Annotated in this window: 28 protein-coding genes; 14 read left to right on the forward strand and 14 right to left on the reverse strand. The window is 64.5% G+C overall.

Annotated features, from left to right (window positions below; all coding sequences use genetic code 11):
- Positions 1-3: 3 nt before the first annotated feature.
- Both U5A57_RS09105 and U5A57_RS09110 read right to left on the reverse strand, forming a co-directional pair.
- Complete coding sequence (locus tag U5A57_RS09105) at positions 4-936, reverse strand: tyrosine-protein phosphatase (RefSeq protein WP_321910060.1); 933 nt, start codon at positions 934-936, stop codon at positions 4-6.
- A gap of 184 nt (positions 937-1,120) precedes the next feature.
- Positions 1,121-1,315: a hypothetical protein gene (locus tag U5A57_RS09110; RefSeq protein ID WP_321910062.1), complete on the reverse strand. Its 195-nt coding sequence runs from the start codon at positions 1,313-1,315 to the stop codon at positions 1,121-1,123.
- A 49-nt stretch (positions 1,316-1,364) separates the two neighbouring features.
- Between U5A57_RS09110 and flhC the strand changes: the two genes are divergently transcribed.
- Positions 1,365-2,075 (forward strand): flagellar transcriptional regulator FlhC, encoded by a 711-nt coding sequence (gene flhC, locus U5A57_RS09115; RefSeq protein ID WP_321910064.1) that lies wholly within the window; start codon positions 1,365-1,367, stop codon positions 2,073-2,075.
- A gap of 5 nt (positions 2,076-2,080) precedes the next feature.
- On the opposite strand, the gene U5A57_RS09120 is transcribed toward flhC, so the two are convergent.
- A complete protein-coding gene (locus U5A57_RS09120) occupies positions 2,081-2,440 on the reverse strand; it encodes a hypothetical protein (RefSeq protein WP_321910065.1) in 360 nt (119 codons plus the stop codon).
- A gap of 213 nt (positions 2,441-2,653) precedes the next feature.
- Between U5A57_RS09120 and U5A57_RS09125 the strand changes: the two genes are divergently transcribed.
- From U5A57_RS09125 to U5A57_RS09135, 3 genes are all read left to right on the forward strand, one after another.
- A complete protein-coding gene (locus U5A57_RS09125; protein WP_321910066.1) occupies positions 2,654-3,172 on the forward strand; it encodes a hypothetical protein in 519 nt (172 codons plus the stop codon).
- Positions 3,173-3,291: 119 nt separating this feature from the next.
- A complete protein-coding gene (locus U5A57_RS09130) occupies positions 3,292-4,260 on the forward strand; it encodes an alpha/beta hydrolase (RefSeq protein ID WP_321910068.1) in 969 nt (322 codons plus the stop codon).
- A gap of 172 nt (positions 4,261-4,432) precedes the next feature.
- Positions 4,433-5,440 carry a hypothetical protein gene (locus tag U5A57_RS09135; RefSeq protein WP_321910069.1) on the forward strand — a complete coding sequence of 336 codons (1,008 nt, stop codon included), beginning with the start codon at positions 4,433-4,435 and terminating at the stop codon, positions 5,438-5,440.
- A gap of 49 nt (positions 5,441-5,489) precedes the next feature.
- Here U5A57_RS09135 and U5A57_RS09140 read toward each other — a convergent pair whose 3' ends face one another.
- On the reverse strand, positions 5,490-6,872 hold the full coding sequence (locus U5A57_RS09140; RefSeq protein ID WP_321910070.1) for a sensor histidine kinase: 1,383 nt from the start codon (positions 6,870-6,872) through the stop codon (positions 5,490-5,492).
- 62 nt (positions 6,873-6,934) lie between these two features.
- Positions 6,935-7,600 (reverse strand): response regulator transcription factor, encoded by a 666-nt coding sequence (locus U5A57_RS09145; RefSeq protein WP_321910071.1) that lies wholly within the window; start codon positions 7,598-7,600, stop codon positions 6,935-6,937.
- Between the two features lie 239 nt (positions 7,601-7,839).
- Here U5A57_RS09145 and U5A57_RS09150 point away from each other — a divergent pair, with 239 nt between their 5' ends.
- The 3 genes from U5A57_RS09150 (at position 7,840) to U5A57_RS09160 (ending at position 10,106) form a co-directional block, all read left to right on the forward strand.
- Positions 7,840-9,438: an AMP-binding protein gene (locus U5A57_RS09150; protein WP_321910073.1), complete on the forward strand. Its 1,599-nt coding sequence runs from the start codon at positions 7,840-7,842 to the stop codon at positions 9,436-9,438.
- Between the two features lie 79 nt (positions 9,439-9,517).
- Positions 9,518-9,868, forward strand: coding sequence for an HdeA/HdeB family chaperone (locus tag U5A57_RS09155; RefSeq protein WP_321910075.1), 351 nt, complete (start codon positions 9,518-9,520; stop codon positions 9,866-9,868).
- Positions 9,869-9,902: 34 nt separating this feature from the next.
- Positions 9,903-10,106: a hypothetical protein gene (locus tag U5A57_RS09160; protein WP_321910076.1), complete on the forward strand. Its 204-nt coding sequence runs from the start codon at positions 9,903-9,905 to the stop codon at positions 10,104-10,106.
- 147 nt (positions 10,107-10,253) lie between these two features.
- Here U5A57_RS09160 and U5A57_RS09165 read toward each other — a convergent pair whose 3' ends face one another.
- Positions 10,254-10,967 (reverse strand): response regulator, encoded by a 714-nt coding sequence (locus U5A57_RS09165; protein ID WP_321910078.1) that lies wholly within the window; start codon positions 10,965-10,967, stop codon positions 10,254-10,256.
- A gap of 230 nt (positions 10,968-11,197) precedes the next feature.
- Between U5A57_RS09165 and U5A57_RS09170 the strand changes: the two genes are divergently transcribed.
- The 5 genes from U5A57_RS09170 to U5A57_RS09190 all read left to right on the forward strand — a co-directional run bounded on the left by U5A57_RS09170 (position 11,198) and on the right by U5A57_RS09190 (position 15,430).
- Complete coding sequence (locus tag U5A57_RS09170; RefSeq protein ID WP_321910079.1) at positions 11,198-12,544, forward strand: HAMP domain-containing sensor histidine kinase; 1,347 nt, start codon at positions 11,198-11,200, stop codon at positions 12,542-12,544.
- A gap of 160 nt (positions 12,545-12,704) precedes the next feature.
- The gene (locus tag U5A57_RS09175) at positions 12,705-12,890 is read left to right on the forward strand and encodes a DUF3563 family protein (protein WP_321910081.1); all 186 of its coding nucleotides are present in this window, start codon (positions 12,705-12,707) and stop codon (positions 12,888-12,890) included.
- A 76-nt stretch (positions 12,891-12,966) separates the two neighbouring features.
- Positions 12,967-13,515 carry a glycine zipper domain-containing protein gene (locus tag U5A57_RS09180; RefSeq protein WP_321910083.1) on the forward strand — a complete coding sequence of 183 codons (549 nt, stop codon included), beginning with the start codon at positions 12,967-12,969 and terminating at the stop codon, positions 13,513-13,515.
- An 11-nt stretch (positions 13,516-13,526) separates the two neighbouring features.
- The gene (locus U5A57_RS09185; protein WP_321910085.1) at positions 13,527-14,039 is read left to right on the forward strand and encodes a universal stress protein; all 513 of its coding nucleotides are present in this window, start codon (positions 13,527-13,529) and stop codon (positions 14,037-14,039) included.
- A gap of 143 nt (positions 14,040-14,182) precedes the next feature.
- Positions 14,183-15,430, forward strand: coding sequence for a glycosyltransferase (locus U5A57_RS09190; RefSeq protein WP_321910087.1), 1,248 nt, complete (start codon positions 14,183-14,185; stop codon positions 15,428-15,430).
- Between the two features lie 2 nt (positions 15,431-15,432).
- Here U5A57_RS09190 and ubiM read toward each other — a convergent pair whose 3' ends face one another.
- The 3 genes from ubiM to U5A57_RS09205 all read right to left on the reverse strand — a co-directional run bounded on the left by ubiM (position 15,433) and on the right by U5A57_RS09205 (position 17,563).
- On the reverse strand, positions 15,433-16,656 hold the full coding sequence (gene ubiM / locus U5A57_RS09195) for a 5-demethoxyubiquinol-8 5-hydroxylase UbiM (RefSeq protein WP_415774595.1): 1,224 nt from the start codon (positions 16,654-16,656) through the stop codon (positions 15,433-15,435).
- Positions 16,653-17,102, reverse strand: coding sequence for a hemerythrin domain-containing protein (locus U5A57_RS09200; protein ID WP_321910092.1), 450 nt, complete (start codon positions 17,100-17,102; stop codon positions 16,653-16,655). The genes ubiM and U5A57_RS09200 overlap by 4 nt, the downstream gene beginning before the upstream one ends.
- Positions 17,103-17,353: 251 nt before the next feature.
- Entirely contained in the window at positions 17,354-17,563 is a 210-nt protein-coding gene (locus U5A57_RS09205) for a hypothetical protein (RefSeq protein ID WP_035514678.1), read from the reverse strand.
- Between the two features lie 275 nt (positions 17,564-17,838).
- Between U5A57_RS09205 and U5A57_RS09210 the strand changes: the two genes are divergently transcribed.
- Both U5A57_RS09210 and U5A57_RS09215 read left to right on the forward strand, forming a co-directional pair.
- Positions 17,839-18,225: an SgcJ/EcaC family oxidoreductase gene (locus tag U5A57_RS09210; RefSeq protein ID WP_321910098.1), complete on the forward strand. Its 387-nt coding sequence runs from the start codon at positions 17,839-17,841 to the stop codon at positions 18,223-18,225.
- Between the two features lie 202 nt (positions 18,226-18,427).
- A complete protein-coding gene (locus U5A57_RS09215; RefSeq protein WP_321910100.1) occupies positions 18,428-19,282 on the forward strand; it encodes an alpha/beta hydrolase in 855 nt (284 codons plus the stop codon).
- 24 nt (positions 19,283-19,306) lie between these two features.
- Here the strand turns inward: U5A57_RS09215 and U5A57_RS09220 are convergent, their stop codons facing one another.
- The 5 genes from U5A57_RS09220 to U5A57_RS09240 all read right to left on the reverse strand — a co-directional run bounded on the left by U5A57_RS09220 (position 19,307) and on the right by U5A57_RS09240 (position 25,528).
- Positions 19,307-20,623 carry a four-carbon acid sugar kinase family protein gene (locus tag U5A57_RS09220; protein ID WP_321910103.1) on the reverse strand — a complete coding sequence of 439 codons (1,317 nt, stop codon included), beginning with the start codon at positions 20,621-20,623 and terminating at the stop codon, positions 19,307-19,309.
- Entirely contained in the window at positions 20,620-21,912 is a 1,293-nt protein-coding gene (locus U5A57_RS09225) for a ribulose-bisphosphate carboxylase large subunit family protein (protein ID WP_321910104.1), read from the reverse strand. The genes U5A57_RS09220 and U5A57_RS09225 overlap by 4 nt, the downstream gene beginning before the upstream one ends.
- On the reverse strand, positions 21,909-22,448 hold the full coding sequence (locus tag U5A57_RS09230; protein ID WP_321910106.1) for a VOC family protein: 540 nt from the start codon (positions 22,446-22,448) through the stop codon (positions 21,909-21,911). The genes U5A57_RS09225 and U5A57_RS09230 overlap by 4 nt, the downstream gene beginning before the upstream one ends.
- Before the next feature lie 100 nt (positions 22,449-22,548).
- A complete protein-coding gene (locus tag U5A57_RS09235; protein ID WP_321910108.1) occupies positions 22,549-24,450 on the reverse strand; it encodes a TRAP transporter large permease subunit in 1,902 nt (633 codons plus the stop codon).
- 52 nt (positions 24,451-24,502) lie between these two features.
- The gene (locus U5A57_RS09240; RefSeq protein WP_321910110.1) at positions 24,503-25,528 is read right to left on the reverse strand and encodes a TRAP transporter substrate-binding protein; all 1,026 of its coding nucleotides are present in this window, start codon (positions 25,526-25,528) and stop codon (positions 24,503-24,505) included.
- Between the last annotated feature and the right edge of the window lie 109 nt (positions 25,529-25,637).

Consider the following 25,637-nt stretch of genomic DNA (forward strand, 5'->3'; position numbering starts at 1 on the left):
CGCTCAGACCACAAGCCGGCCGCGCAGACGATCCACCGTTTCGGACGCAATGCCGAGCCCCACGGTGAGATAGCGGTTGAGGTCCCCGTAGCTTCCCTGCACCGCGTCGAACGCGGCCTGCAAATAGCTGGCCTGCACGGGCGGCGCCACATTGACCGAGTCTACGCCCGTCGAGCGCCACGCGGCGCTCAGCATGAAATCCTTCACGATGATTTCGAGCGGCACGTTTGCGATCAGCAGCAACAGCGCGCACGCCCAACCCACCACGTCCACGCCGGTCCCACCCGTGATCAGCAGCGGCCCCGGCGCATCTGCGATATGTTCGAGCAGCGCGCCGTAAATCGAAGATTGCATGCGGCCGGTCACGAGCGTGCGCCAATGCGATTGCATCGCCGCGTCGAGATCGCCGGCCTGCATGCCCGCAAACGACGGCGGCTCGAGCGTACCCAGCACATTGAGCGCAAGGTAAGTGGCCGTGCTCGGCGTCATGTCGGGCGCCGCGTCGATTTCCGCCGGCGTGCGCAGATCGTAGACGTTGGAAAGCGCCATGCGCTCCAGCGTAGCGGCGTCGGCTGCATTCGGTGTGAGCGCGTCGGAGCGGTAAATCAAGGCGCGGCGCACATGCGCGCCGTCGCTCGTCGAATAGCCGGGTGCAGCGCCGCCCAGATCGCGGAAGTTCGCCACCGCACCGATGACGGGCGTCGGCGCATCCTGCGCGCCGTCGCCTCCCGTGTATTCGCCGCCACACGCACTCAGCAACGTGCTGGCGCAACCGCTCAGCGCCAGCAGGCTCACCGTGCCCTTGAGCAGCGCGCGGCGCGGCGGGTTGGCGAGCGTGGCGCGGTCGCTCCGGTTGAAGTTGCCGGTCGCGGCCACAGGCAAACGCTTACGCGCCTGCGCGAACGAAGAGGTGTAGGCGGAGAAAGGCAAAATCATCAGTCGGCAGCTTTTGTAGGGTACCCGCGCTTCGTGCGGGCCGCTGCAACGTCGCGCGTCGCATGCGTTCGGAAAGGGCGCAGTTTACCGGCAGATAAGCCTGAAAGGGTAAAAGCGCAAAACGCCGTAATAATTCTTCCCGATTTTCAGTGCATTGCGCACCGATATTTTCACCGGTTTTTATTTATATTCTTACCGGACCTTTCCATTTACACACAACAGGTAATGATGGTGGTAAAGGGCGTTTAATTCCCGCTTCAAGCCATGCCTGAATATCGGCTCCACGACGCATTTTCTTTATAGTTCCTTCAACTCCTTTCCAAATATTATTCTTGACGCTCTTTGTCGCGCTTTTATAATCGCCCGTAAATTCAGGCATTCGCCTGGCCATCGTGGCCGTCACCGGCTGCCCCTGGGAGTACCACGTCATGTACAAAGGCAGTGTGACCGAGGAAGCGCGCGAAGTCCTGCGTGCAATCGAGCTGATCCAGCTGGGTGCACGCATGCCTGTGCTCGAAAAAGAGCTGACACTGTCGCGCAATCGTTTGATCAGGCTTTATCGGGAACTCAAGAACGCCTCGCCGCCCAAGGGTATGCTGCCGTTTTCGGCGGACTGGTATTTCACGTGGCTGCCGAACATTCACGCGTCGCTGTTCTACAACATCTATCTGTTCCTTACCGACAGAGCGAAATGCAGCCGGCTCGATGCACTCACGCGTGCGTATCGTCTCTATCTCGAACACTGCGAGAGCGCGGAGACCGAACGCGTGCTGAGCTTCACGCGGGCGTGGACACTGCTGCGTTTTTTCGATGGCGGCCTGCTCACGCTGTCGAACTGCACCGTCTGCTCCGGCCGGTTCGTGCGCCACGTGCGCGACGCACACAAGCCCACAGCATGCTGCATTTGCGTACCGCCCGCGCGCGCCGGCATGACGCGCGCAGCACGTGCGACCCGCAGTCCGGAAGCTGACGCCGCGCCCCCCGCCTCCTCCACGCGAGGACGCGCCGCAGCGGCACTGGGCGAACTCTCGGGCACCATGCGCGAAACCATGCGCGACACGCTCGCCGAAGTCACGCGCGCCCTCGATCCAAAGCGTTCCGCGAACCGCCTGCGCCTCGTCCCTTCAGTGCCTGCCTAGGCGACTCACGTCACATCTTCATCGCGCTCTGCATCCGCTTGCAGAGCGCGAATATCGCATGCACAAATCCGGCAGATTGCTTTGTAATCCTGATGGTCGTGCTGATGCTGAAGACGTTCGCATTGCTGCGCCGCCAGCTCGATGGCGTGTGAATGTGCCGCCTGCCATATCTCCCAGGCGATCTGCGCCCCGCTTTGCACGTAATCGTCGTTTTGATCGCGCTCCAGCGCATCGGGCAGCCGCGTGTGAGCTTGCAGATAATGCGTGCGATAAAGCGCCTCGAAAACCTCGCGGCGTGACGGGCGCTTCACGCTCGTCTCTTCACGAACGTTACGGGACTTGTGAGGCGCAAAGACTTCATCCACATGCGGGGTCGAGGCGTACTTCTTTTTGCGGGTAGGGGGTCCCGCGGTCGTCGCGCGAGCCTGCGCGCACGACGTTACGGATACCGATATTGTCGCAGGCGGCGCAAAGGAATTGGCCGCGGAATATCGCGAATTTTTCTGCGTTATTCGTGGAGCGTTTCAGCGCCCGGACCTGCGATTATGTAGACATAAGAAAGTCGAAAGGAGTCGACCATGCAAATCGGGGCGGCGACACAGTTCGCCAGCAGCAGCGCCAACACGAACACACTCCGTGCGGGCGCGGCTTCAGACCAGGCAGAACAGGACGGCACGCAGTCGAACAACGGTTCGACGAACGTTGCATCGTCCCCATCGCAGGACGACGCCGTGCGGATTTCGCCGCAGGGCTATGCCGCCGCATCGACGGACGATAGCGCGGACAGCGACCTTGCCGCGAGCGAAGCGACGGATGCAACAGACGCGGCCGATGCGACCGAATCGGCCGATGCGACAGACGCGACGGACGCGGCCGATGTCAGCGATATGGCCGATACCAGCGATACCGGCGACACGGCCGACACGAGCGACGGGGGGTCTACGCCGACCAACGCGCAACCGATGAAATCGCTCGTTTATGGTGCGCTAGGACTCGAGCGTCCCGACGTGCCCGCCGACCCGAACCACACCTATACGATTGGACGCTGGATCGCAGCAGGCATTACGCTGGGCGGCATCATTTCCCTGTTCATCTGAGCGCTCGGCGTGTCAACCCGGCGCGCATCATGTTTCGGATAACAGAGGACACGGGCGGCAAGTTGGCTATCATCACCGCCGGCAAGACAATCAACCCGTCGCGTACACGAGGTCCACCCGTGTCTCTCAGCGCTTCAGCCGTTCCGATCGCCGCTATCGCCGCTATCACCGCTGCCGCCGTTGCGCTCGTGAAAGGCGGCCCGAAGCAGCCCGCGCCACTCGAGTCGATCAACGCGCCGTTCAAGGAAGTCGACTTCTCCGACCTTCCCGCATTGCGCCGTTTTAGCGCGCGAGACGGTGCGTCACTTGCCTGGCGCGCGTACCGGCCTCCTGCCCGCTCGCCGCAAGGCTGCGTCGTGCTCATCCACGGATCGTCGGCAAGCAGCGCGAGCCTCCACCCGCTCGCGCGCCAGTTCGCCGCCGCGGGCTACGCGGCTTGCGTGCCCGACGTCCGCGGCCATGGCGAATCGGGCCGCAAGGGCACGATCGACTACATCGGCCAGCTCGAAGACGATCTCGAGGATCTGCTCGCCGCGCTGCCGGGCGAGTTGCGCGCGCTGCCGAAAACGCTGGTCGGTTTCTCGGCGGGCGGCGGCTTTGCGCTGCGCTTTGCGGGCAGCACGCGTCAACGTCTGTTCGATCGTTACGTGCTGCTCGCGCCCTTCCTGCATCACAAGGCGCGCACCACGCGCAACGAGGTCGGCGGCTGGGTATCAGTCGGCTTGCCGCGTGTCGCCGTGCTCGCCTTGCTGAACGGCCTGCGCATTCGCGCCTTCAATCATCTGCCGACGATCGCCTATGCGCTGGCGCCCGAGGTACGCGAGCAGCTCACACCGCAGTATTCGTTCAATTTGATGCAGAATTTCCGCCCGCACGCCAACTACCGCACGGACATACGCGGCGTGCGGCAACCCCTGCATGTGCTGGCCGGCGCCGAAGACGAGGTTTTTCTCGCCCGCGAGTACGCAGCGGCGTTCGAGGAAGCCGGAGCCCACGTGCCGGTTACGCTCGTGCCTCGCGCGGGGCACATCGGCTTGACGCTGGATGCCGTTGCAATCGCCACGATCGTCGGCTGCGTGAAGCAATAAGGCAGGCGCGGCGTGCTGGCGCCATGCCTGTCCGTATCCGCCAGACTGGCGGAATCCGCCGATTGATCTTCGCGGCGAACTGGCCCATATTCGAATCGGTGCGCAAATCAGGCACCGATTTTGCGGCGATTTTGCGGCCATTCGTCAATCGAAGCGAAAGCGCACTGCTCCCATGTTCAATGCCCCTGGTCGCGACGATCCCGGTCCGTCGGAGTGCCCCTACTGTGGGACGAGATTCATTGCACCGCTAGCGCTGTGCCCCCAATGCGGAGCGAATCAACTGGCTGCGGCCGCCCGCATCGCAGCCGCGAGCGAGGGCGCGCTGGATGAACGCGAACGTGCGCATGGGGTCGCCGGGCGTCTGCGCGCGAACCTGGGGGGGCTCCCGGGCGGACTTGGCGGCAATCGGGGCTACGACGGGGGCTACGACGGCGAATATTCATCGATCGACGAGGCACACATTGCCGAGCGCTCGCGGCTGCCGCGCTATGCATGGGCAGGCTTCGGCGCGCTTGCGATCGCGTTCGGCGGTTATGCGTTCCTGCATCGCAGCGAGTGGGAGCCGAAACTCGGCGCACAGGTGGTCGTGGGGTCCGTGAGCGGCCCGAAGGGCACGCCTGGCAGGCCAGGCACATCGGGCTCGCCAGCCGCGCTGATCAGCCGGCCGCCAGCCGTCCTGCCGCGAGCGAACGCAGCTCAGCGCAACCTCGTCCAGCAAAATGCGCCTGCGGTCGAGCGCGCGCCCGCCGCGCCACGTTATGCAAGTGCGCACCCCGGAGTCGCGAAAGATCTGGCCAGCGCACACGCGAGTCTCGACAGAAACAACCTTTGGCCCGCGCGCAGGGCGCTCACGAGCGCGCTCGCCGTCGAACCCGGCAACCGCGACGCACAGCAGATGCAAGCCGACCTCGTCGCGCGCGAGCACCAGCGCGACGCGTTGATCGGTGAGGCACGGCAATGCGCGCAAGAGCGCCAATGGGCTTGTGTGCGGCAAGACGCGGGACATGCGGTGAATGTCGACGCATCGAGCCGCGAGGCGAAGCGCCTGCTCGCGCTTGCCAGCGCCGAGCGCCGGCCGGGCGGCGGCAAGCGCAGTGGCTGGACCTTGCCATGGGAAAGCCAGTATGCGCAGGCGGCCGACACCCGTTCGCGCCAGGATTCCCTTTTCTGGCATCACTGATTCTTTGCGCCGAACCTTCCCGCCGATCGATTTTGTTAAGGCATCCTACCTAGACGTGCCCGCTAAAAGCGGTCACGCACGGGCCGCCACGGATCTGTCCCGGCGTCTCGCACCCCGCGAGCGCAAACGTCACCACGGCGCGCAAGCCGTTCTGTCCATCTCGACGGTTGTGCAGCGATATCGTGCCGCCGTGCCGCTGCACGATGGCCCGCACGATCGCGAGGCCAAGCCCGCTGCCCTCGACGCCGTGATTGCAGCGGAAAAAGCGGTCGAATACGCGCGTGAGCAAGGCATCGGGAATGCCGGGCCCTGTATCGGTCACCTCGATGTGCGCGCGCCCGTGTACGGCGAAGACGCGCAAATCGACGGAACCCCCTTCAGGCGTATAGCGCAGTGCATTGTCTACAAGATTCTTCACGAGCGCGCGCAGATCGGACTCCGGAATCCGCACCTTCGCCGCCGACAATTTCCCGGCACCGATATCGATGCCTTTGGCCCGCGCGATTGGCAACAGGTCGGCAACGACCGAGGTCACCACGTGCGTCACCTCGGGCTCGTCCGTTGCGGTCTCGACGACCTGCGAGTCCGCGCGTGCAAGTTGCAGCAACTGCGCGACAAGCTGGCTCGTGCGATCGATGGTCTGGCGCAGCGCCCGAAACCGCTCCTCGCTGGAAGGCGCAATATCGCCTTCCAGGTTGTCGGCCTGGAGTTTGAGCGCCGTGAGCGGCGTGCGCAACTCATGCGCGGCGTCGGCGATAAAGTCGCGTTCGAGTTTCATCGAAGCGTCGAGACGCCGGATCATGCGGTTGATCGAACACACGAACGGTATCAGTTCGACGGGCAGGCCTCGGGCCGACAACGGCACGAGATGCGCAGAGTCGATCGCGCGCGCCTGCTGGCCGAGCCGCTTGAGCACCCTGAACGACCGGCGCACGCACACATAAACGGCGAGCCATACTGCCGGAATCAGGATGAACACCGGCAGCAACCCTCTAAAGGCACTCGCTTCGGCCATGCGCTGGCGCACCGATATGCGTTGCGCGACCTGGACCACGTCATTGTCGGGCGCGACCAGGGTATAGACTCGCCACGCCTCGCGATTGACAAACTGATCGGAAAAGCCGGGTGCGGCGTCGCGATCGAAAATGACCGCGCTGTCGGTCGTTCGGGCCGGCCGCTCGAGGCCGGGCTCCCAGACCAGCACCACGATGTCGTCCGCGTTCAACGAGCCTGCTGAATGGCGCGGAATGGCGTCCTCGAACATGTCGCGCACACGCTGCGCGACATTCGACAAGCGGCTGTCGAGCACGGCGTTCACGCCAACGCGCGCGAGATCGTATGAGCTGATTGCCTGCGTGATGGTGAAGATCGAAAGCACGATCCCAAGCGAAAGCACGAGTTGCGTGCCAAGCGATCTGGCTTTGGATTTCATTCTGGATTCCTCTACGACCCGATCCATTGGCTGCATCAACGGCAAAAGCCATGGTTGTCCGGTCATGCATCGTGAAGATCGACGGTCCAGCCGAAGCCACGCAGATTGCGAATGACCCCGTACCCGAACTTCTTTCTGATCGAATAAATGAGCACCGCTACGGCGTTGCTTTCGACTTCCTCTCCCCAGCCGTAGAGGCGATCTTCGAGTTGCGCGCGCGACAGGATCGCACCTGGCCGTTCGAGCAGCGCCACCATCAGCGCGAACTCTCTCGCGGGCAGCATTTCGCGGCGGCCGCGAAACGTCAGCTCGCGCCGGTCGAGATCGAGCCCCAGCGTTGCGTTGCCGAGCACGGGAACGCTCGCGCCCGCGCGCCTGCGCAAAACAGCGCGAATGCGGGCCTTGAGTTCCGACGTGTCGAACGGCTTGAGCAGATAGTCGTCGGCGCCGAGATCGAGGCTGCGAATGCGTGTGTCGATGTCGTCGCGCGCCGTAATGATCAGCACAGGTGCTGCGCAGCCCTTCGCGCGCATGGTGGTGAGCACATCGATGCCGTCGGCGCCGGGCAACCCGAGGTCGAGCAGCACCACCGCATAAGCGTGATCGAACACGGCGCGCCTCGCACTCCCGCCGTCGCGCAGCCAGTCCACGCTGTAGCCGGCGTCCTTCAATGCGCGCATGAGGCTTTGGCCGATATCGATGTCGTCTTCGACAATGAGGATACGCATGAGTCGACCTCCACGGGTCGCCGCCGTTAGCCGGCAGTTTGCTGATACGCAGCGCATGGTAGACCCGCATGCTTAGCGCAAAGTTAGCAACGCGAACGCCGCCTGGCGCGTATGCGCTCACTCGCCACTAACTTTGCGCGATCACTCTGCTTCTCCACGACAGCCCCATTCAATTACCTCGGGGATCGCCGCGCGAGGCGGCGATGTTCCGGGACAACGCGATGAAGCAAGGTGACGCCATGAATCAAGACACGACAACGAGAGCGACAGGGACGTACCGGCCCTATGTCGATTGCCTGCTCGACGAATTCGAATCGCGGGCCGACCGGCCGGTTATCCGCTACGAAGGAACGAACGTGACGGGCCGCGCGCTGCGCAGCGCCATTTACCGCTACGCACGGGCGCTCGAGGCGCTCGGCGTCGACCGAGGCTCGCTCGTCGCGCTCTTCGCGCCCAACCGGCCCGAGGCGATCGCCATCCGTTACGCCGCCAACCTGATCGGCGCAGCAGCGATCTACCTGCCCGCGCTCGCGGATGCCGACCGGCGCGCGGCCCTGCTTGCGCGAATGGCGCCCGCGCTGCTGGTGGTCTTTCCGGAGACCGCCCGCCTTTTACCCGACACGCCCGCCACGACGCCGCTTCGCGTGATGCAGGTCGGCTTCGGCAACGCGGCGACGCGTCTGGACGTGCTCGCCAATGCGCAGCCCGACAGGCCACTGCAGGGACGCAACACGCCAGACGAACTCGCGGTGATCGTTTCCTCGGGCGGCACGACGGGCGTGCCCAAATGCAGCTGCCGTTCGTTCGCAGCCTGGTCGGCGCTCGTGAAGGCGCCGCGCGACGAACAACGGCGTCAGCTCGTCAACGGTCCGCTCGCCTACCTGTCACAGGTGCTCGTCGATACCACGCTGGCCGCGGGCGGCACGGTCGTCCTCGAGCGCCGCTACAACCCTGCCGCCACCCTTGCCGCGATCGAAGTCGAACGCATTACCGATCTCCTGCTCGTCGAACCTCAGTTGTTCGAAACGATGGATCATCGCGACGTCCCCTTTCGCGACCTCTCCTCGCTGCGCTCGATCGCGCATGTGGGCGGATCGGCGCCGGCCGTGCTTCGCCGCCGCGCAATCGAACGGTTCGGCCCCGTGCTCACGCATTTTTACGGCGCGAGCGAGGCGGGGATCGTCAGCGCGCTGGCGCCTCACGAATCGGCTTCGAAGCCGGCGCTGCTCGACTGCGCGGGGCGCGTGCGCGCCGGCGTCGATGTGCAATTTCGGCGTACTGACGGCACGCTCGCGGCGCCTGGCGAGCCGGGGAAGATCGAGGTGCGCTCAGCGGCGGTTGCAAAAGGCTACTGGAATCAGCCTGAAGAAGCGGCCCTGAAATTCCGCAACGGATGGTGCCTCACGGGTGATATGGGTTTCATCGACAAAGCAGGCTACCTCCACGTACTCGGGCGCGCGCAAGACATCAGGCGAATCGCCGGCCGCACGATCGCTCCCGTCGATATCGAAGATGTCCTCTGCCGCTTGCCCGACGTGCGCTTTGCGACCGCCTTTGCCAGCAGTGACGCGTTCAGCGACGACCTGTGGCGTGCCGTCGTCGAGCCATGGGCCGGGCGTCGAGTAGACGTGGCGCGATGCCTGCGCGCGCTCGATGCGGCCTTCGGCGAAACGGTTGCGAGTCAGGTCCGCCTCACGCAAAGCCGCGCCATTGCGCAGACCGAACAGGGGAAGGTGGACCGCATGGCGATCATGCGGGCGGCGCCGTCGCACGCCTCGGAAGCGCTCTGCCACGCCGTCGTTCGGCTCCAGCCTTCTTGCTCCATCACTCTGGGCTAACTTTCGGCCCGTACGATGACAATCATCGACGCACCCGCAAGGATACGTTGCCTACTTTCCTCACCTTTGGAGAACTGCCATGAAAAACCTTATCTCTGCCGCAACGCTCAGTGCCGCCCTTGTTGCCGGTCTCTGCGCTTCCCCGCTCGCGCTTGCGGACACCGCAAAACCCGTCACTGCAGTCACGCCCGCGAAGATGACCTGCTCCGACTTTCTCGCCGTGGACGATGCCTACAAACCGGCACTCGTCTACTGGATCTCGGGCGTCGACAAGCTCGGCGTGAGCGAAACCGTGACGACGGTCGTGGATGTCGCGACGCCGGTGGCCGCCGTTGTCGGCGAATGCCAGAAGGCGCCGCACGCCCCGCTTGCAAACAAGGTGCACGACCTCTACAAGGGCGGCCGCCTCGCGCTGTTCCAGCATAGCTAAGCGTCTGCCGCAACCCGTTTTCGCAGGAGCCGTCATGAAGCTCAACGCTGACCAGAAAAGCGCCCTGATCCAGGCCTCGAAGCTTGGTATCAACTGTATCGACGCGACCATTCTCCAACTGAAGGCCGAATGTCCCGACGCCTTCCATTCACACAGAACGTTGCGCAAGCGCCAGTTCCATCACCGGCCCGCCTCGGACGCGCCGCATTTCAGCTTCGTTGTGAACCGCAATGCGTAACTGCGTAATCGCGTTCGATCCCGGATTTTTTCCGTCGGCAGCACGATCGAACGCGAGTTTTCCAACGCGAACGATTTCAAACATTTAGATTAACGAAGTATTACGCGTTCCGATCAAGCCGTAGCCGGCACTCAAGCGCGAACGCTGTCATTCGCGCGCCTCGCTCCCGTCTGCTGAGGGCGTGCCCGCTTGCTCGTCGCGGGCGGCCAGGTCGATGGTCCAACCGAACCCCCGAATATTGCGTATCACGTCATGGCCGAACTTCTTGCGCACGCCGTGAATGAGCACCGCCACAGCATTGCTCTCCACTTCTTCGCCCCAGCCATACAGCCGGTCCTCCAGCTGGGCGCGCGAAAGGATCATGCCGGGGCGCTCGAGCAGCGCCGCCATGAGCGCAAACTCGCGCGCGGACAGTACGTCGCGCTGCCCCCTGTAGCAGAGTTCATGCTTATCCAGATTCAGACTCAACGTTTCGTCGCCGAGCACAGAAACCGCTGCGCCCGCGTGCCGGCGTATCACGGCGCGAATGCGCGCCAGCAGCTCGGAAGTGTTGAAGGGCTTGAGCAGGTAATCGTCGGCACCGATGTCTAGACCGCGAATACGGGTCTCGATGTCGTCGCGAGCCGTCACGATGAGCACCGGCGTCGTGCAACCGCGCCCTCGCGCGGCAGCGAGAACGTCGATCCCATCGGAGCCCGGCAGACCCAGGTCCAGCAACACGATCGAATACGCGTTGCCCACCACCGCCTCCCTCGCCTGCGCGCCGTCCCGGATCCAGTCCACGCTGTAGCCGGCGTCCTTCAACGCACGCATCAAGCTTTGGCCGATATCGATGTCGTCTTCAACGATGAGGATTCGCATGATCAATCATCCGCATGAATGGGCCGCGCCAAGGCGGGCGTTCGCCCGCGCACGCGCGATTGTGATCCGGCGACGCGGGCAAAGGCAAGCGCCCGATAGCATCCAACCGCGCGCTTCGCGGCGGCGTATCGTCCCCATAATCTGATATCGTTGGCGCACGCGCCAGCATTGCCGGCGCGGCGGCGGGCCGCACTGCGCCGCTGGCCAACGCGGGACGAACCGTCATGCTCATGAAAGCCAGATCTCTCAGCACCCAGCTGATCGTCTCGCTGGGGCTGCTGCTCTCCGTCTTCGGAATCGTGCAAGGCGTGACCTCCTACCGGCTCGCTCTCGTCGGCGTGAATGCCCTGCTCGACGATCGGCTCTCGAACGTCGCGGGGCGCATACGCGACGTGTACGAGGCCGCCATTCCGCGCCGCTCCCCTGGCTCCAGCAACGCCGACGACATCGTCGTCGTCGTTTGGACTGCTGAACACAAGTCCTCGCCCACCCGCACCACCGACAGCGCCGTCGAGTTCGACCGCAATTCGCCCACGGGCTTCTCGGAGCAATACGCCGCCAACGAAGCGTGGCGCGTGTATACGCTCGTCACCTATAACGAGGTGATACAGGTCGGCCAACGCATGTCGGTGCGCGTGCGCATGGCACAAGACAGCGCCGCACGCGCGCTGACGCCTGTTTACGTGCTGATTCCGGCCGTGTGGATCGCGGTGTACCTTTGCGTGCGCCGTGCATTCCGGGTACTCGACCGGCTCGGACGCCGCGCCCAGGCAATCGATTCGACGAGTCTCGAGGCCCTGCCGGACGAAGGCCTGCCCATCGAGCTGCGTCCGTTCGTCAGCTCGATCAACCGCATGATCGAGCGGCTCGACGGATCGATGCGGCTCGAACGCGATTTCATTTCCGATGCCGCCCATGAGTTGCGTACCCCGCTCACCGCGCTGAAATTGCAGGCCGACAATCTGCAAGGCGACATTGCTCCGCAAAACCGCGAGCGCTTCCAGGCACTGCGGCGGGGAATCGAACGCACGAGCACACTCGTCGCCCAGCTGTTGCAGCTGGCGCGCGCGGATGCGCAGATGACGTCTGCGCCGAGCGCTTCGATCGACGTGACGGAAGTCGTTGCTTCAGTCGTCTCCGAGCTGCTGCCCATCGCCAACCAGAAGCGGATCGATATCGGCGCGAGCGAATTGACGCCGGCGCGCATCTGCGCAACCGAGTCGGACCTGCGCGCCGTGGTCAAGAACCTGATCGGCAACGCGCTGCGCTACACGCCCGACGGCGGCTCCGTCGATTTGCGCGTGCTCGCCGCGAATGGGCAGGCACGCATCGAAATTGCCGACACCGGACCCGGCATTCCCGAAGCGGCGCTTCCGCGTGTATTCGACCGGTTCTTTCGCGTGAACCATGGCGTCGAGGGCAGCGGTCTCGGGCTCGCGATCGTACTCGCGATCGTGACACGCTACGGCGGTCGCGTGACCCTCGAGAATCGCCATGACGGCGTGACGGGGCTGCGAGCCATCGTGGAAATGCCGCTTCTCGCCAAGGATGGCGCGCACTGCGCCGAGGCGCCCTGACGTCCTGACGTCCTGACGCGCCGAGCTTGCGCAGCGGGCCGATGGGCCGGGACGCCTCGCATCGGGTCTTCGGTTTGGCTCCTGCTAACTCACGACTCATTCTGCTTCGCGATGATGCTTCTCATCGACGGCTCGCCGTCCCTGTTCAAGGAGAAGCATCATGTTCGCCAAACTCGTCAGCAAACTCGAAGCGCACTTCGCCGCTGTGGAAGCTCGACAACGCGAGGCTTACCTCGCCTCGTCCACTGATCTTGCAGAACTCGAGCGCCGCAACCGGTATTTCGATGCGCACCACAATCCGTTCGCGCCTTACTACGTCGATGAGCAAATCGACTGGCGGCATTGACGCTCGACGAGTCATAACTCACGTCTAACTTTCGCGCGTCAGCATGCTATCCGTGCACTGACTGGACACTCCCATCATGAAACCCTCACGAACCGCCTGCCTCGTCTTATCCGCCTGCATCGTCGCCCTCGGCCTGGGCGGGTGCGCCGTCATTCCGCCAACGGGCCCAACCGTGGTCGCATTGCCGCCAAAGGGCAAGCCGCTGGGCGAATTCCAGCAGGAGGACTATGCATGCAGGAATTACGCCTTCCGTACGGACGGCGCAGCCCAGCCCTCGGCGAGCCACGACGCGCTGGGTAGTACTGCGATCGGCACGGCAGGCGGCGCGGCGGCGGGAGCGCTGTTAGGCGCCGCGGCGGGAAATGCCGGTGTTGGCGCAGCGATTGGCGCCGGCGCGGGTTTGCTGCTTGGGAGCGCCGTCGGCGCCAATAACACCCAGGCGAGTTCCGCGAGCTTGCAGGCCAGTTACGACGCGGCTTACTTGCAATGCATGGCGTCCAAGGGCAATAGCATTTCGCAGCCGGCCGTCTACGCAACTGCGCCCATGTATGCGCCGCCCCCCATGCTGGCGCCGGCGCCGGTTGTCTATGGCTACCCGCGCTCCTTCACCTACTGGGCGTACTGAGGGCCCTCACAATGTCCAAGACCATCGTTGTTGCAATCAGTCAGAATTCGTCCGATGCGTTCCTCGCGGCGGCGCTCGACACAGCCAGAAATTGCGAAGCGCATATTGTCGCCGTGCATATCGTCGATTTGACGCCCTGCTTCAAGGGGATGGGCGACCACCTGGACTACGGCCTGATCGCGGGCGCAATGGAAGAAGGCGGCCGCGAGACGCTGGCCCGCGCGATGCGGATACTCGAATGCAATCGACACGGTGCGCAAGCGCGCATGGTGACATCACCGATGTCCGGTTCGACCATCGGCCGCCAGATCGCCGCGGTTTGTGACGCAGCCGGTGCCGAGCGCGTACTTCTGGGAATTCGCAAACCGGGTTGGTGGCGCTTCATGAATGAAGATGTCGCCGCGACCGTGCAGCGCCAAACGAGCACACCCGTACAAATCGTCGTCACATCACGCTCCGCGCCCGCTGTTCATCGCTCGCTCCGGCACAGCCATAAACACCCACAATCAGGATGGGTTCGCTGACCGAGGTTGCAGGGGCGAACCGGTTTGGCGACACTACGCCTGCCGTTGCGAAACGCTGCAGGTAACGGCACGCAGTGCACATCCCGCACAAGCCGTCCGGAACGCACAACGAACGCAGCGCCGCAAGCACGGAAAAAGGCCTCATGAAGCTACTAGTCGCGACCTATGGCACCGAAGGCGATGCGCGCCCGTTCGCCGCGCTGTGCCGTGGCTTGATGGACGCCGGGCACGACGCGCACCTGCTCGCCGATGCGGCCACGCTGGGCAGCGCCCACGCACTCGGCGTGCCGGCCACCGCGCTCGCCGGCGACATTCGCGGCATGCTGCGCCCGGACCACGCCATCGCCGGTGTCGTCGAGAAAGGCGGCGGCTTCAACGAGACCGCACGCGCGCTCGCGAAAATCGCCAACGAAAACGCGCAGTCGTGGATGCGCACCCTCGTCGAGGCCGGCGAGGGTTGCGACGCCATTCTGGTTGCGGGCCTGGCCGCGTTCGTGGGGCTTTCCGCGGCGGAATATCTGGGCGCGAAAGGCATCGGCGCAGGCATGATCCCGCTCACGCCCACGGCGGCCTTTCCCTCGGCGTTCTTGCCGCCCAGATGGGTGCCGCGCGTGTTCAACCGTGCGAGCCACGGCCTGGTGAACGGCATGCTCTGGAAGGCGTTCCGCGACCCGACCAACGTCGCGCGCGCGAGGTTCGGCCTGCCGCCGCGCAAGGCGGTCTGGAAGGACCACCCGATGGTTTATGGCATCTCGCCAAGCCTGCTCGCCGCGCCCGCCGACTGGCCCGCCAACGCGCATCTTTGCGGGCAGTGGCTGGCGCCGAGCCCGGCCTGGACGCCGCCGCCCGCGTTGGCGCACTTCCTCGCTGCGGGCGAAGCGCCCGTCTATATCGGCTTTGGCAACATGACGGGTTTCGACACTGCGCGCTTGCTGGCCGCGCTGATCGAAGCCATGCAGGGCCGGCGCGCACTCTTCTACCCGGGCTGGAACGGCATCGATCCCAACGCGCTGCCCGAAAACTTCTTCGTTGTCGGCGACACGCCGCACGACTGGCTGTTCCCGCGCACCGCTGCCGTCATTCATCACGGCGGCTCCGGCACTTCGCACTCCGCAACGCGTGCGGGCGTGCCTTCCATCGTGACGCCGTTCGCGGGCGACCAGTTCTTCTGGGCGCAGCGCCTGCGCGAGGCGGGCGTCGCACCGGTGGCCGTCGATGGGCGCAAGCCCAGCGCCAAAGCGTTCGCGAGCGCGCTCGACTTTGCCGCCAGCGAAACGGTGCAAAGCCGTGCCCGCGCATTAGGCAAAACGATGCGTGCGGAAAACGGCGTGGAGAATGCGGTAGCGACCCTCGAGCGCATCGTCGCCGTCGACGTGCGCGAGGGAGCCTGAAGCTAGCCGGTCAGCGAGGCCGCAATCGCCTTCCTGAACGGCATGAGCAGGGAAGCGGCGCGCAGCATGAAGTCGCGCGCCAGTTTGGCGGGCGCGGTGTTGTTCGTATAGACATCAGTGATGAAGCGGGTCGCGAGATAGAGCGGCCGGGTCGCGCGGCGATGCTGTGTTTCGTAGCGTTGCAAGACCTGTAAGGCACCGATGTCGAAGCCGCTATTTTTCGCCTCGATAATTCGGTTACCTAATGTTTCCACGCCGAGCAGACCGAAATTGAAACCATGCGCGGTCACTGGATGCATGCCGACCGCGGCGTCGCCCACGACCGCGAAGCGTGTCCCGACAAAACGCTCCGGATAGACGGCCACGAGCGGATAGACATGCCGCGTGCTCGCCAGCTTCATCGCGCCTAGCCTGTGCATGAAACGTTGCTCGATATGCCGCGCGAATTCGTCGGGCTCGAGCGCTGCGATCTCATTGACCTGGCCCACGGGCAGCGTAAGCACGACCGACGACTGATGCGCGTTCGTCGAACGCTGCGCATTCATGGGAAGCAACGCGAGCGTTTGCCCGTACCCGAACCATTCCCACGCCGCGTGCTCGTGCGGCGCCTCATGCGTCATGCGGCAAACCAGCATGGCCTTGCCGAAATCGTGCATGTTGGCGGCAATGCCCATCATCTTGCGCGTGGCCGAAAAGCGGCTGTCCGCGGCGACGATCAACTTCGCCGAGAGCGTCTCGCCGCTCTCCAATGTCACGCTCGCCAGATCCTCGCCGGCTTTCACGCCGCTGACCTTTTGCGCCGCGAGCAGCGTCACGTCGCCGTGCTCTGCCGTGCTTTGGCGCAGCGCCTCATAGGCAGCCTTGCGAATCAGGTGATTGGAGACCAGCCAGCCCAGCTCCGTGTGCCCGCTCAGTTCGTGCCCGATCTCGAGCGCCCCCGGCGAGGGACCGTTGAACACCTTGGCGCTGCACAGCGGAGCACGCGCGTGCGCTTCAATGCGATCCCAAAGCCCGAGCTTGCGCATCAAGCGCACCGACTTCTGCGTCAGCGCGATCTCGCGCCCGTCGAACTGCGGCTCGCTGATGTCGGCGAGACACTGCTGCTCGACCATGACGATCTTGAGGCCAGAACCACTGAACGAGCGCGCAAGACATAGCCCCACCGGCCCGGCGCCCACAATAACGATATCTGCTTGCATGAATCGAACGATTTGAAACTGACTCAAACGACCTGATCAATCTTTGCGATGCCGCGTTCGCGCAACCCTTCGACCATGAGCGCGTCCATCGACTTCACATGCCACGCGAACCATTCGCGCAGTTCACCCACCAGTTGCCGGCCCGTTTCGAAGCGCCCCTCGTCGGCAACTTGCCTGCGCACTTCGCCGGCCACGTTCAGCACGTGCCGATGCTGGCCCGCATGGCAATGGCGCGGACCGAAGTGCATTTCCTGCATCCACGCTTCTTCCTGCGCGAAATGCTGCTTCGTATGGGCGACCCACGCGTCGAACGCGCCGAGCCATGTTTCGTCGCTCGCGTGCGCGAGCGCGTCGAGCAGCACGACGAACTCGGCATGCATCGTATCGGTCATGGGTTCGCCCAGTTGCATATCGGGCGTAAGCGTTGGCGAAGGGCGCGACGCGTGTGAGGTCATAGAGGAAGGTGGCGGCATTCAGCAGCGCTCTGAAATGCCCTCGCGGGCAAATTCTCACCATATCGGGGCACAGGGGATGGCGCGCTGATTTTTGGCAAATGTCGCACGATCGGTCACTGAGGCCGATGGACGCGGCGTGCCCGCATGGAAGCGGTCAGACGAAGGAGATGTCGTTTCGGGCTCAGCGCGGATCGCGCCGACCGCAAATATGGAAGGATGCGAGGAGAAGTGCCGCAGGCGTAAAAACATGAAGCCGCGCGGCGCGCGGCTCAAACCAGTTCAGCGAGATTGACGAGGGCGCGGTCGCCGTCGGATTGTGCTTCGTTTTCGGCGCGGAACGTCTTCTCGCTATAAGCGATGACCTTGAACCCGCCGCCTGCCGAACGCTCGATGGTGATACCCCAGTGCCAGCCGCCTTCCTGTTCGAATACGTGCAGCCTCGGACTCGATGGTTGGCTCGGCGATTGAAAAATATTCATGTGAAGCCTCCCGTAGTGGGAATATCGTCTCGGACGATTGCCTGGATACGAATCAGTCTAAAAACCTCCGTGCTGCGACGCAATACGGAATTACGTGGACGTGAGAACCCTGATGCGCGGCGCTTTATTCGAGAATTACCCTGGTTATGATTCGACGCGTGGCAACCGCAAATGCCGCCATCGCAAACGCCGGGACAGCAATGTTCGCTTATCGCAGCGCGTTTTAAGGCGCGCGTGCCGGAATCGTCGAACTGAACGACATGGGAGACGCGACTATGACCGATGACGAACGCGCCATTCGCGAGCTCGTGCAGACCTGGATGGACGCCAGCCGCGCGGGCGACACAGCCAAAGTGCTAAGCCTGATGACCGACGACGTGGTGTTCACGGTGCCCGGCCAGGAGCCGTTCGGCAAAGCCGGGTTCGCTGCGGCCTCCGAGGCGCAGCCAGCCATGCGCATAGAGGGCACGGCGGAGATCGTGGAGCTGCAGGTGATGGGGGACTGGGCTTTTCTGCGCAATCGCATCGACATTTCCATCACGCCGCCGGGTGCAACCGAGCCGATGCGGCGTGCGGGCTACACGCTCACGCTCGTGCGCAAGGATGCGAGCGGGCGCTGGCTGCTCGCGCGCGACGCCAATCTTGTGGCGCCGAAGCCATAAATCCGCTTGAGCGCGCCAGGTCGCCGGTCTTGCGCACACACACTTGCTTTCATCACTGAAAGAAAAGAATCCCGCCCGACAAGCCTCGCAGCGTTGCGCCCCTTTTTTCAATCAGAAAACCTTATCGATTCCTTCAGTTTATTGAGTTTCCCTTAATCGTGCGCTTGCGGCAAAGTGACGCTCATACGCTCGGAGCCCCTCCTTGAACCAACGCATCGATCCCTCCCTACTAGCTGCGCCCGACCTGTCGTACGCCACGTTGCACTCGGGCATTGCCCTGCCGTTTCTCGAGCGCGGCGAAGGCGAGCCGCTGCTGTTCGTCCACGGATCGCTCTGTGATTACCGTTACTGGATGCCGCAGCTCAATGGCCTCTCCGAGCATTTCCGCTGCATCGCGCCGAGCCTGAGCCACTACTGGCCCGCTGCCGACGCCTGCATCCAGGGCGACTTCGGCTGGGAAAGCCACGTCACCGAGCTGGCCGATTTCATCACCGCGCTCGGCCTCGAATCGGTGCACCTCGTGGGTCACTCGCGCGGCGGCTGCGTGGCGTGGCATCTCGCGCGCCGCTATCCGCGGCTCGTGCGCACGCTGGTGCTGGCCGACCCGGGCGGCCCGCTCTCGCGCGTGGACAACGACGACGCCGCGCTGCCGCCCGCCACCAACGCGCTGCGCACGCGCGCAGCCGACCTCATCCATGCCGGCGACGTCGAAGCGGGGCTCGAGTTGTTCGTCGACTCCGTGAGCGTGCCGGGCGCCTGGAAGAAGGGCTCGGCGGCGTTTCGCCAGATGGCCATCGCCAACGCCACGACCCTGCCCAAGCAGTTGCAGGACCCGCTGCCGCCCTATGCACCGCGCGCCGCCGGCGAGATCAAGTGCCGCACGCTGCTCATCGACGGCCAGCGCAGCCCGCTTATGTTCCGCAACAACGTCGAAGCGCTCGAAGAGTGGATCGCGTTCGCGCGGCGCGTGACGATCAAGGGCGCCACGCACGGCATGAACGGCACGCACCCCGACCTCTTCAACACTCACGTGCATACCTTCATCACGCAGGGTTGAGACCCGCCTCGCGCGCCGATCGACTCACCCGGCAATCAATCGCTCGAACAGATCGGCGTCACCCATCTGTCCACCCTTGAGCATGAGTTCCAGGCCGTCAAGACGGGCCTCATCGGCGTGAAGGCGGCATAGCGCAACGCCCGGCGCGAGCGACGCGCGATACGAAAGCGCCCGCGCCCCGAGCGCACGCACGGCGAAACTCGACGTATCGCCGCCCGCCACACCCACCCGGCGCACCGGTGCACGCCGCAGCACGCCGTCCAGCAATGCACCGCATGCAAGCGCCAGCGCGTTTCGCCGGCCTTCGGCAGCCGCTTCGACGCGTGTGCGCTCGGTATAGGCCAGGACGTTGCGTCCCTGTGCAAGCGCAGCCCCAATCACATTGATCTGTTCGCGCAGATACGCCTCGCCTTCTCGTTCGCCGATCATGCGTAAGGGCTCGAGGGGCACGCGCAGGTACGAAATCGCCGCTTCGATCTGGGCTTGCGTGCGCGGTGAAAGGCTCCCCGCCAGCACGAAAACGGGTCCTTGCGCGGGCGCCACCCGCTCGCCGTTGCACGGCGCAGCGCCTGGGCGCGCATCGTCCGCCAGCACCCACGCCTGCGCAACACTGCTGGCCCCAACGGCCAGCAAGGGCCGTTGCGCGGCGCAATCTCGCATCAACCGCCCTATCGCGCGTAAATGCGCTTGATCTTGCACGTCGAACAGTAACGCATCGGGCCTCGGCCCCAACGCGTCTTCAACACGCGCCATCAGCACACGCTCGCCTGACGCATAGGCGCGCCAGTCGACCGATACGACATCCTCCAGGCCTTGAGCACGCAAATGTCGACGTAAATCCGCTTCGTGCATCGGCGTGACCGGGTGCCGGCTCATGGTTGGATGCCGGTCGATGCGATATACCGGCAGGCGGTCGTCCGCCCCCGTCGCCGCAAACAACTGGCCGAACACGCAGTAACGCTGTAAATCGGGCTGCCCGCCCACCACCATCCGCAACGGGTGCGCGAAATGCGCCCCCAGCGAGCGCACCGCGACGCCAATACTGCCCACCTCCGGCGCGCTGTCGAATGTGGAGCACACCTTGTAGTGCATCACGCGCACGCCTAGCGCGGCAAAGCGCGCGCCCACCGCATCGAGTTCCTGGCGCATGGCCGCCGGCGCCATCGAGCGCGCCGCCCCCGCCACGCCGATCGCATCAAGCGTTCCAGCACGGGCGACACACGAATCATCAGGTATGCGAAGAAATAGCCTCGTGCGCAGGCCCGCCCGTGCGAGATGCGCTAGCGTGTCCGTCGCGCCGGTAAAATCATCGCCATAAAACGCGTAGGCGGGCGCGCTCATCGTCGTGCACCGAAGAACTGCAGCGCGCGCTGCAATGCGGGCCGCTCTCGTGCGTAAGTGTCGACATCGACGCCCGCCTCGATCGCCGCCCATGCCTCGCGCACGCTCGTCACGCCTGCCGCCGCGCCGTCCGGATGCGCGAGTATGCCGCCGCCGCACATGAACAGCAGGTCTGCATTCGGCACCGCGTCGCAGGTCGCGCGCGCGGTGCCCGCCCATTGCCCCGACGAAAACGCGGGCATTACCGCGTCGTCGAACGCGCGCGTGAGCGGCGTCGCGCAGTCGCGGGCCGACTCGACCACCTCCGCATCGCACTGCGCGAATTTTCCGCCGAGTCCGTGCACATGCATATGATCGACGCCCGCGAGCCGCCAAAGCGTTTGATAAGCCTGAAACGATATGCCGAGCGCGGGATCGCGCGACATCATGCCGTAGCCGTTGCGGTGCGCGTGCAGCACGAGCGGCGTGGCCCGGCGCAGCGCCTGGATGGCGGAGAAGCCGCACCAGTTGATGCTCGCCATCACGCACGCGCCCCCTTCGCGCTCCACGAGGTCGGCGTGGCGGCGCATGGCGTCGAGTTCGTCGGTGATATTGAAGGCGATCATCACGTTGCGGCCGGTGCGCTCGCGGTAGCGCCTCACTTCGTTCATCACGGCGCGTATGCGCGCTTCGATTGGGGCGTGTGCCGGGTTCGCACACACTTCGTCGTCCTTGATGAAATCGACGCCCGCCTCGCACAGGCCGCGCACGAGCGAGGCGGTCTCCATTGCATCCATGCCGACGTTGGGCTTGATGATGGTGCCGATTACCGGTCCGCGCGTCACGCCGGTCAACTCGCGCGTGCCGCGCACGCCATGGCGCGGCAGTTCGAACCGCGCGCGATAGCCGGCCGGGAGCCTTAGCGAGAGCAGGCGCATGCCGGTCGTTTCGCCGAGATCGTACAAATTGCCCGCTACGGTAGCCGCCAGCGTTGGCAGGTTCGCGCCGATATTCGCAAGAGGAAACGAGAGCGTCACGTGCGCGCGCCGGTACGGTCCGTCCACGCCCTCACGCGCAAGCCATGCGCTCGCGAGGCTCGGTTGCCGCACCGCTTCGATCTCGTCGACTCGCACCACCGTCGCGCGGCTGCGCTCGCGCAGCGCATCGGTTTCGTTGTGCACGCGCACGAACGTGCCGCTCGACTGCTCCCCGGCCATCACGTCGGCCACGCGCGCAGGATCGAGCGGCGTTTCGATCAGGTAGTCGGCTTCGAGACGATCTGCGCCAACGGCTTCGATACCGGCGCTCATAGCGCCGCCAGATCGGGGAACGCGCGCACCGGCTCGCTTCCGTCCCAGCCCGCAGACTGCGCGCGGATGAGATCGAAGAGCTTGCCCTTCGGCCCCGCCACCTCGGAAAGCTCGATCACGGTGCCCGGATGGGTTTGCGTGTCGAAGTAGACGAAGCGCCCGTTGCGCCCCACTTCGCCGCTCATCGCCACCTTGAAGCCCAGACCCTGCAGGCGCTCGAGATCGGCGTCGAAGTTCGTGGTCCAGTAGGCGTTGTGCTGCAGGCCCGTGTGGCCCGCTGCGAGAAAATCGCGGTACATGGAGGGCGCGTCATTGCGCGTCTGGATCAGTTCGACCTGCAACGGCCCTGAGTTCGCGAGCGCCACCGAGTTGTGCACCTCGTAGGCCTCGCCGCGATAGCGGTAATTCTCGATCGGCACGCGTTCGTTGTAGAACCAGGGGCCCACGCCGAGCACGCGGCTCCAGTAGTCCATGGCGGCTTCGATGTCGCGCACGACATAACCGGCCTGCCGAATCTCGCCGAAGAAGCGGCTCATAACACTCTCCACACTGCTGCAAGGATTGAAGGACGAGCGCCACCGAGGCGTTGCGCACTTGCATGCACGACACCTTCGACAACAGCCCGCAACGGTTGGGTTAGAGAAAGCCGGTGGAAATCCAGGGAATGGCGGCGATCAGCACGAGACCCACGAATAGCGCGCACATATAGCCCACAATCGGTTTGATGCCGGCATCGGGATTGACCTTGCTGATGGCGCACGCCGAGTAGTAGCCCACGCCGAACGGCGGCGAAAAGAGCCCGAGCCCCATCGAGAGAATCACGACGATGGCGTAGTGGATCTCGCTCACGCCCGCCGTGCGCGCAATCGGAAACAGCAGCGGCCCGAACAGCACGATGGCCGGAATGCCTTCGAGCACGCTGCCGAGCAGTGCGAACACAAGAATCGAAACCGCAAGGAATCCATACGATCCGCCGGGCATCGCCCTCATCAGTTGCGCGAGATCCTGTGAGAAGCCCGATTGCGTGAGCGCCCAGGCCATCGCTGTCGCACAGCCAATGATGAAGAGGATTGCGCCCGAAAGCGTGGCGGCGTCCACCAGCATGCGGCCGAGCCGCCGCCATTCGAAGCGCCGGTAGACCAAGAGGCCGATCACCATCGTGTACGCGATGCCGATGGTCGACACTTCGGTCGCGGTCGCCACGCCTTCGACCACGGCGGCGCGAATCACGAACGGCAGCGCGAGCGCGGGCGCGGCGATCACGAGCATGCGGCCAATCTCGCGGCGCGAGAAACGCTGCGCGCCGCTCAAGTCCTCCTTGCGATAGCGCCACCACACCACGGTGCACAGGATCACGGCGAGCAACGCCGCGGGCAGCATGCCCGCCGTGAAAAGCGCCGAGATCGACAACCCCGTGACCGAGCCGATCGTGATGAGCACGATGCTCGGCGGAATCGTCTCGCTCTGTGCGCCCGTGGTGGCGAGCAGCGCAACGAGATCGCCCTCGTTTGCGCCGCGCTTTTTCATCTCGGGAAAGAGCACCGGGGCGATGGCGGCCATATCCGCGACCTTCGAACCGGAAATGCCCGACACCAGATACATCGCGCCGATCAGCACGTACGAGAGGCCGCCATGCAAATGCCCGACCAGCCCCGCGAGAAATTCGATCATCGCTCGCGCCATGCCCGTCATTTCGATCAACAGCCCCAGAAACACGAAGAGCGGCACGGCGAGCAGCACGAGATGCGACATGCCTTCGTCCATGCGGCCGACCATCACTTCCATCGGCGTGAACGTCGTGAGGCTCAGGTAGCCAAAGGTCGCGAGCGCGAACGAAAAGCCGATCGGCACGCCGGAAAAGATGCCGATCGCCACCACGCCCACGAAAAAGATGACGAGGTTGAGCTTGCCGAGCGACTGCAGCCAGGGACCGGCCTGCACCGCCAGCACGCCAATCGCGACGGCGAGCGCCAGCATCGCCAGCACGTCGCGCGCTCGGCCCACCTGCGCAAGCCGAAGCAACCCGACGATCAGCATGAGCGCAGTGCCGATGGGCAGCGCGGCAGCGCGCCAGGCGTCGCTGATCTGCAGTGCCGGGGTCAGGATGGGCACCTCGCCCGAGGCAAAATCGTATGCCGGTTGCAGCAGCAGCGCGAGAAACGCGATCGAGGCGCAAATCGCGAAGGTATCGACGAACGCGCGAGAACGCGGCGACAGACGTCCGACGAACGCCGTCATGCGCATATGCTCGCCGCGTCGCAGCGCGAGCACCGCGCCCAGCATGGCAAGCCACATGAACAGAATGCCGGTGAGTTCGTCAGACCAGACGAAGGGCGCGTGAAAGGCGTAGCGCGAGATCACGCCGGCAAGCAGCACTACGATCTCCACGGCGAGAAGCGCTGCCGCGCACACCTCCACGAGCGTGACGAGCGCGCGGTCGAACACGCGCAGCGCGCGCCGCCATGCGCTCTTCGAAGCGCTCGCACTGGCGGCCTCCATCGCGTCGGCTTCGGCCGGGTGCAATGCCTGATCGGTCATGATGCTGGGTCCTCGCGCCGTTTCGCGGCTCAATCGTTTCACCACCGCACTCTCAGGCGAGCTTGCCCACGGTCTGCTCGAGCAGGTCCCACGCCTGATTGCCGAAGCGGCTCTGCCACTGCGCGTAGAAGCCCGCCTGGCGCAACGCCGTGCGGAACGTCTCGGGCGCGGGCTGATTGATCGCGAGCCCCTTGCTCTTGAGGTCGGCCACTGCGGCGCCATTGAGCTTCGCCACATCCTGGCGCTGCCTGATCGCCGCCTGGTTGAAAGCGTCGCTCGCCACGCCTTGCAGGTCCTTCGGCAAGCGCTGCCAGGCGCGCGGGTTGAGCACGAACCAGTAGCCGTCCCAGATGTGATTGGTCAGCGAGCAATACTTCTGGACTTCGTACAGTTTGGCGACCTGCACGATGGGCAACGGGTTTTCCTGTGCATCGACGATATGCGTCTGCAGCGACGAATACACTTCGCTGAACTGAAGACTTGTAGGCGCGGCGCCGAGTCCCTTGAACATGTCGATGGAAAGCGGGCTCACCGGCACGCGGATCTTGAGCCCCTTCATGCTCTGCGCGCTCGTGATCGGGCCGCTGCTCGTGGTGGTCTGACGAAAGCCGTTGTCCCACATTTTCTCGAACGATTCGAGGCCGGCGCGGCGCATCGCGTCGCGAGCGAACGCGCCAAGCGAGCCGTCCATCGCCTTCCATACCTGGTCGTAGTCGCTGAACGCGAAGCCAACGGCATTGATCGCCACCGCGGGCGCGAGCGTCGAAACCACCAGCGACGACGGCGTGAACATTTCGATGCCGCCGCTGCGCACCTGCGCGAGCATGTCGGTGTCGCCGCCAAGCTGGTTGTTCGGGAAGATGCGGATCTCCATGCGCCCCTTCGACGCGTCCTTCACCTGATTCGCCGCTTCCTGCGCGCGAATATTGAGCGGATGTGTGAGCGGCAGGTTATTGCCGTACTTGAAGACGAATTCGGGCGCCGAAGCGGCGCGGACGATGGCGGGAAAGCCGAGTGCGCCGGCCACCGGCGCCGCGGCGGCGGCACACAGCAACGCGCGCCTCACCTGGTTGGTCATGACGTGTCTCCAAACACTATTGTCGTGTAGATGATGGCCTTGCAAAGTCCATCAAAAACCATCATTCCATCCGCGCTTCGCTTTGCCCTATCATCGTCATGTGCAGCGG

Origin of the sequence: Paraburkholderia sp. J11-2, from assembly GCF_905220185.1 — a bacterium.
Taxonomy (GTDB): Bacteria; Pseudomonadota; Gammaproteobacteria; order Burkholderiales; family Burkholderiaceae; genus Paraburkholderia.

What these genes read in the sequence shown, in the direction of transcription:
- U5A57_RS09165 (WP_321910078.1), bottom strand. Translation starts at nt 10,967, where the DNA reads ATGCGAATCCTCATCGTTGAAGACGACATCGATATCGGCCAAAGCTTG.
- U5A57_RS09110 (WP_321910062.1), bottom strand. Translation starts at nt 1,315, where the DNA reads ATGCCTGAATTTACGGGCGATTATAAAAGCGCGACAAAGAGCGTCAAG.
- U5A57_RS09185 (WP_321910085.1), top strand. Translation starts at nt 13,527, where the DNA reads ATGTCCAAGACCATCGTTGTTGCAATCAGTCAGAATTCGTCCGATGCG.
- U5A57_RS09145 (WP_321910071.1), bottom strand. Translation starts at nt 7,600, where the DNA reads ATGCGTATCCTCATTGTCGAAGACGACATCGATATCGGCCAAAGCCTC.
- U5A57_RS09175 (WP_321910081.1), top strand. Translation starts at nt 12,705, where the DNA reads ATGTTCGCCAAACTCGTCAGCAAACTCGAAGCGCACTTCGCCGCTGTG.
- U5A57_RS09230 (WP_321910106.1), bottom strand. Translation starts at nt 22,448, where the DNA reads ATGAGCCGCTTCTTCGGCGAGATTCGGCAGGCCGGTTATGTCGTGCGC.
- U5A57_RS09180 (WP_321910083.1), top strand. Translation starts at nt 12,967, where the DNA reads ATGAAACCCTCACGAACCGCCTGCCTCGTCTTATCCGCCTGCATCGTC.
- U5A57_RS09205 (WP_035514678.1), bottom strand. Translation starts at nt 17,563, where the DNA reads ATGAATATTTTTCAATCGCCGAGCCAACCATCGAGTCCGAGGCTGCAC.
- U5A57_RS09190 (WP_321910087.1), top strand. Translation starts at nt 14,183, where the DNA reads ATGAAGCTACTAGTCGCGACCTATGGCACCGAAGGCGATGCGCGCCCG.
- flhC (WP_321910064.1), top strand. Translation starts at nt 1,365, where the DNA reads ATGTACAAAGGCAGTGTGACCGAGGAAGCGCGCGAAGTCCTGCGTGCA.
- U5A57_RS09220 (WP_321910103.1), bottom strand. Translation starts at nt 20,623, where the DNA reads ATGAGCGCGCCCGCCTACGCGTTTTATGGCGATGATTTTACCGGCGCG.
- U5A57_RS09135 (WP_321910069.1), top strand. Translation starts at nt 4,433, where the DNA reads ATGTTCAATGCCCCTGGTCGCGACGATCCCGGTCCGTCGGAGTGCCCC.
- U5A57_RS09200 (WP_321910092.1), bottom strand. Translation starts at nt 17,102, where the DNA reads ATGCCGCCACCTTCCTCTATGACCTCACACGCGTCGCGCCCTTCGCCA.
- U5A57_RS09140 (WP_321910070.1), bottom strand. Translation starts at nt 6,872, where the DNA reads ATGAAATCCAAAGCCAGATCGCTTGGCACGCAACTCGTGCTTTCGCTT.
- U5A57_RS09170 (WP_321910079.1), top strand. Translation starts at nt 11,198, where the DNA reads ATGAAAGCCAGATCTCTCAGCACCCAGCTGATCGTCTCGCTGGGGCTG.
- U5A57_RS09235 (WP_321910108.1), bottom strand. Translation starts at nt 24,450, where the DNA reads ATGACCGATCAGGCATTGCACCCGGCCGAAGCCGACGCGATGGAGGCC.
- U5A57_RS09150 (WP_321910073.1), top strand. Translation starts at nt 7,840, where the DNA reads ATGAATCAAGACACGACAACGAGAGCGACAGGGACGTACCGGCCCTAT.
- U5A57_RS09225 (WP_321910104.1), bottom strand. Translation starts at nt 21,912, where the DNA reads ATGAGCGCCGGTATCGAAGCCGTTGGCGCAGATCGTCTCGAAGCCGAC.
- U5A57_RS09125 (WP_321910066.1), top strand. Translation starts at nt 2,654, where the DNA reads ATGCAAATCGGGGCGGCGACACAGTTCGCCAGCAGCAGCGCCAACACG.
- U5A57_RS09105 (WP_321910060.1), bottom strand. Translation starts at nt 936, where the DNA reads ATGATTTTGCCTTTCTCCGCCTACACCTCTTCGTTCGCGCAGGCGCGT.
- U5A57_RS09160 (WP_321910076.1), top strand. Translation starts at nt 9,903, where the DNA reads ATGAAGCTCAACGCTGACCAGAAAAGCGCCCTGATCCAGGCCTCGAAG.
- U5A57_RS09155 (WP_321910075.1), top strand. Translation starts at nt 9,518, where the DNA reads ATGAAAAACCTTATCTCTGCCGCAACGCTCAGTGCCGCCCTTGTTGCC.
- U5A57_RS09210 (WP_321910098.1), top strand. Translation starts at nt 17,839, where the DNA reads ATGACCGATGACGAACGCGCCATTCGCGAGCTCGTGCAGACCTGGATG.
- U5A57_RS09240 (WP_321910110.1), bottom strand. Translation starts at nt 25,528, where the DNA reads ATGACCAACCAGGTGAGGCGCGCGTTGCTGTGTGCCGCCGCCGCGGCG.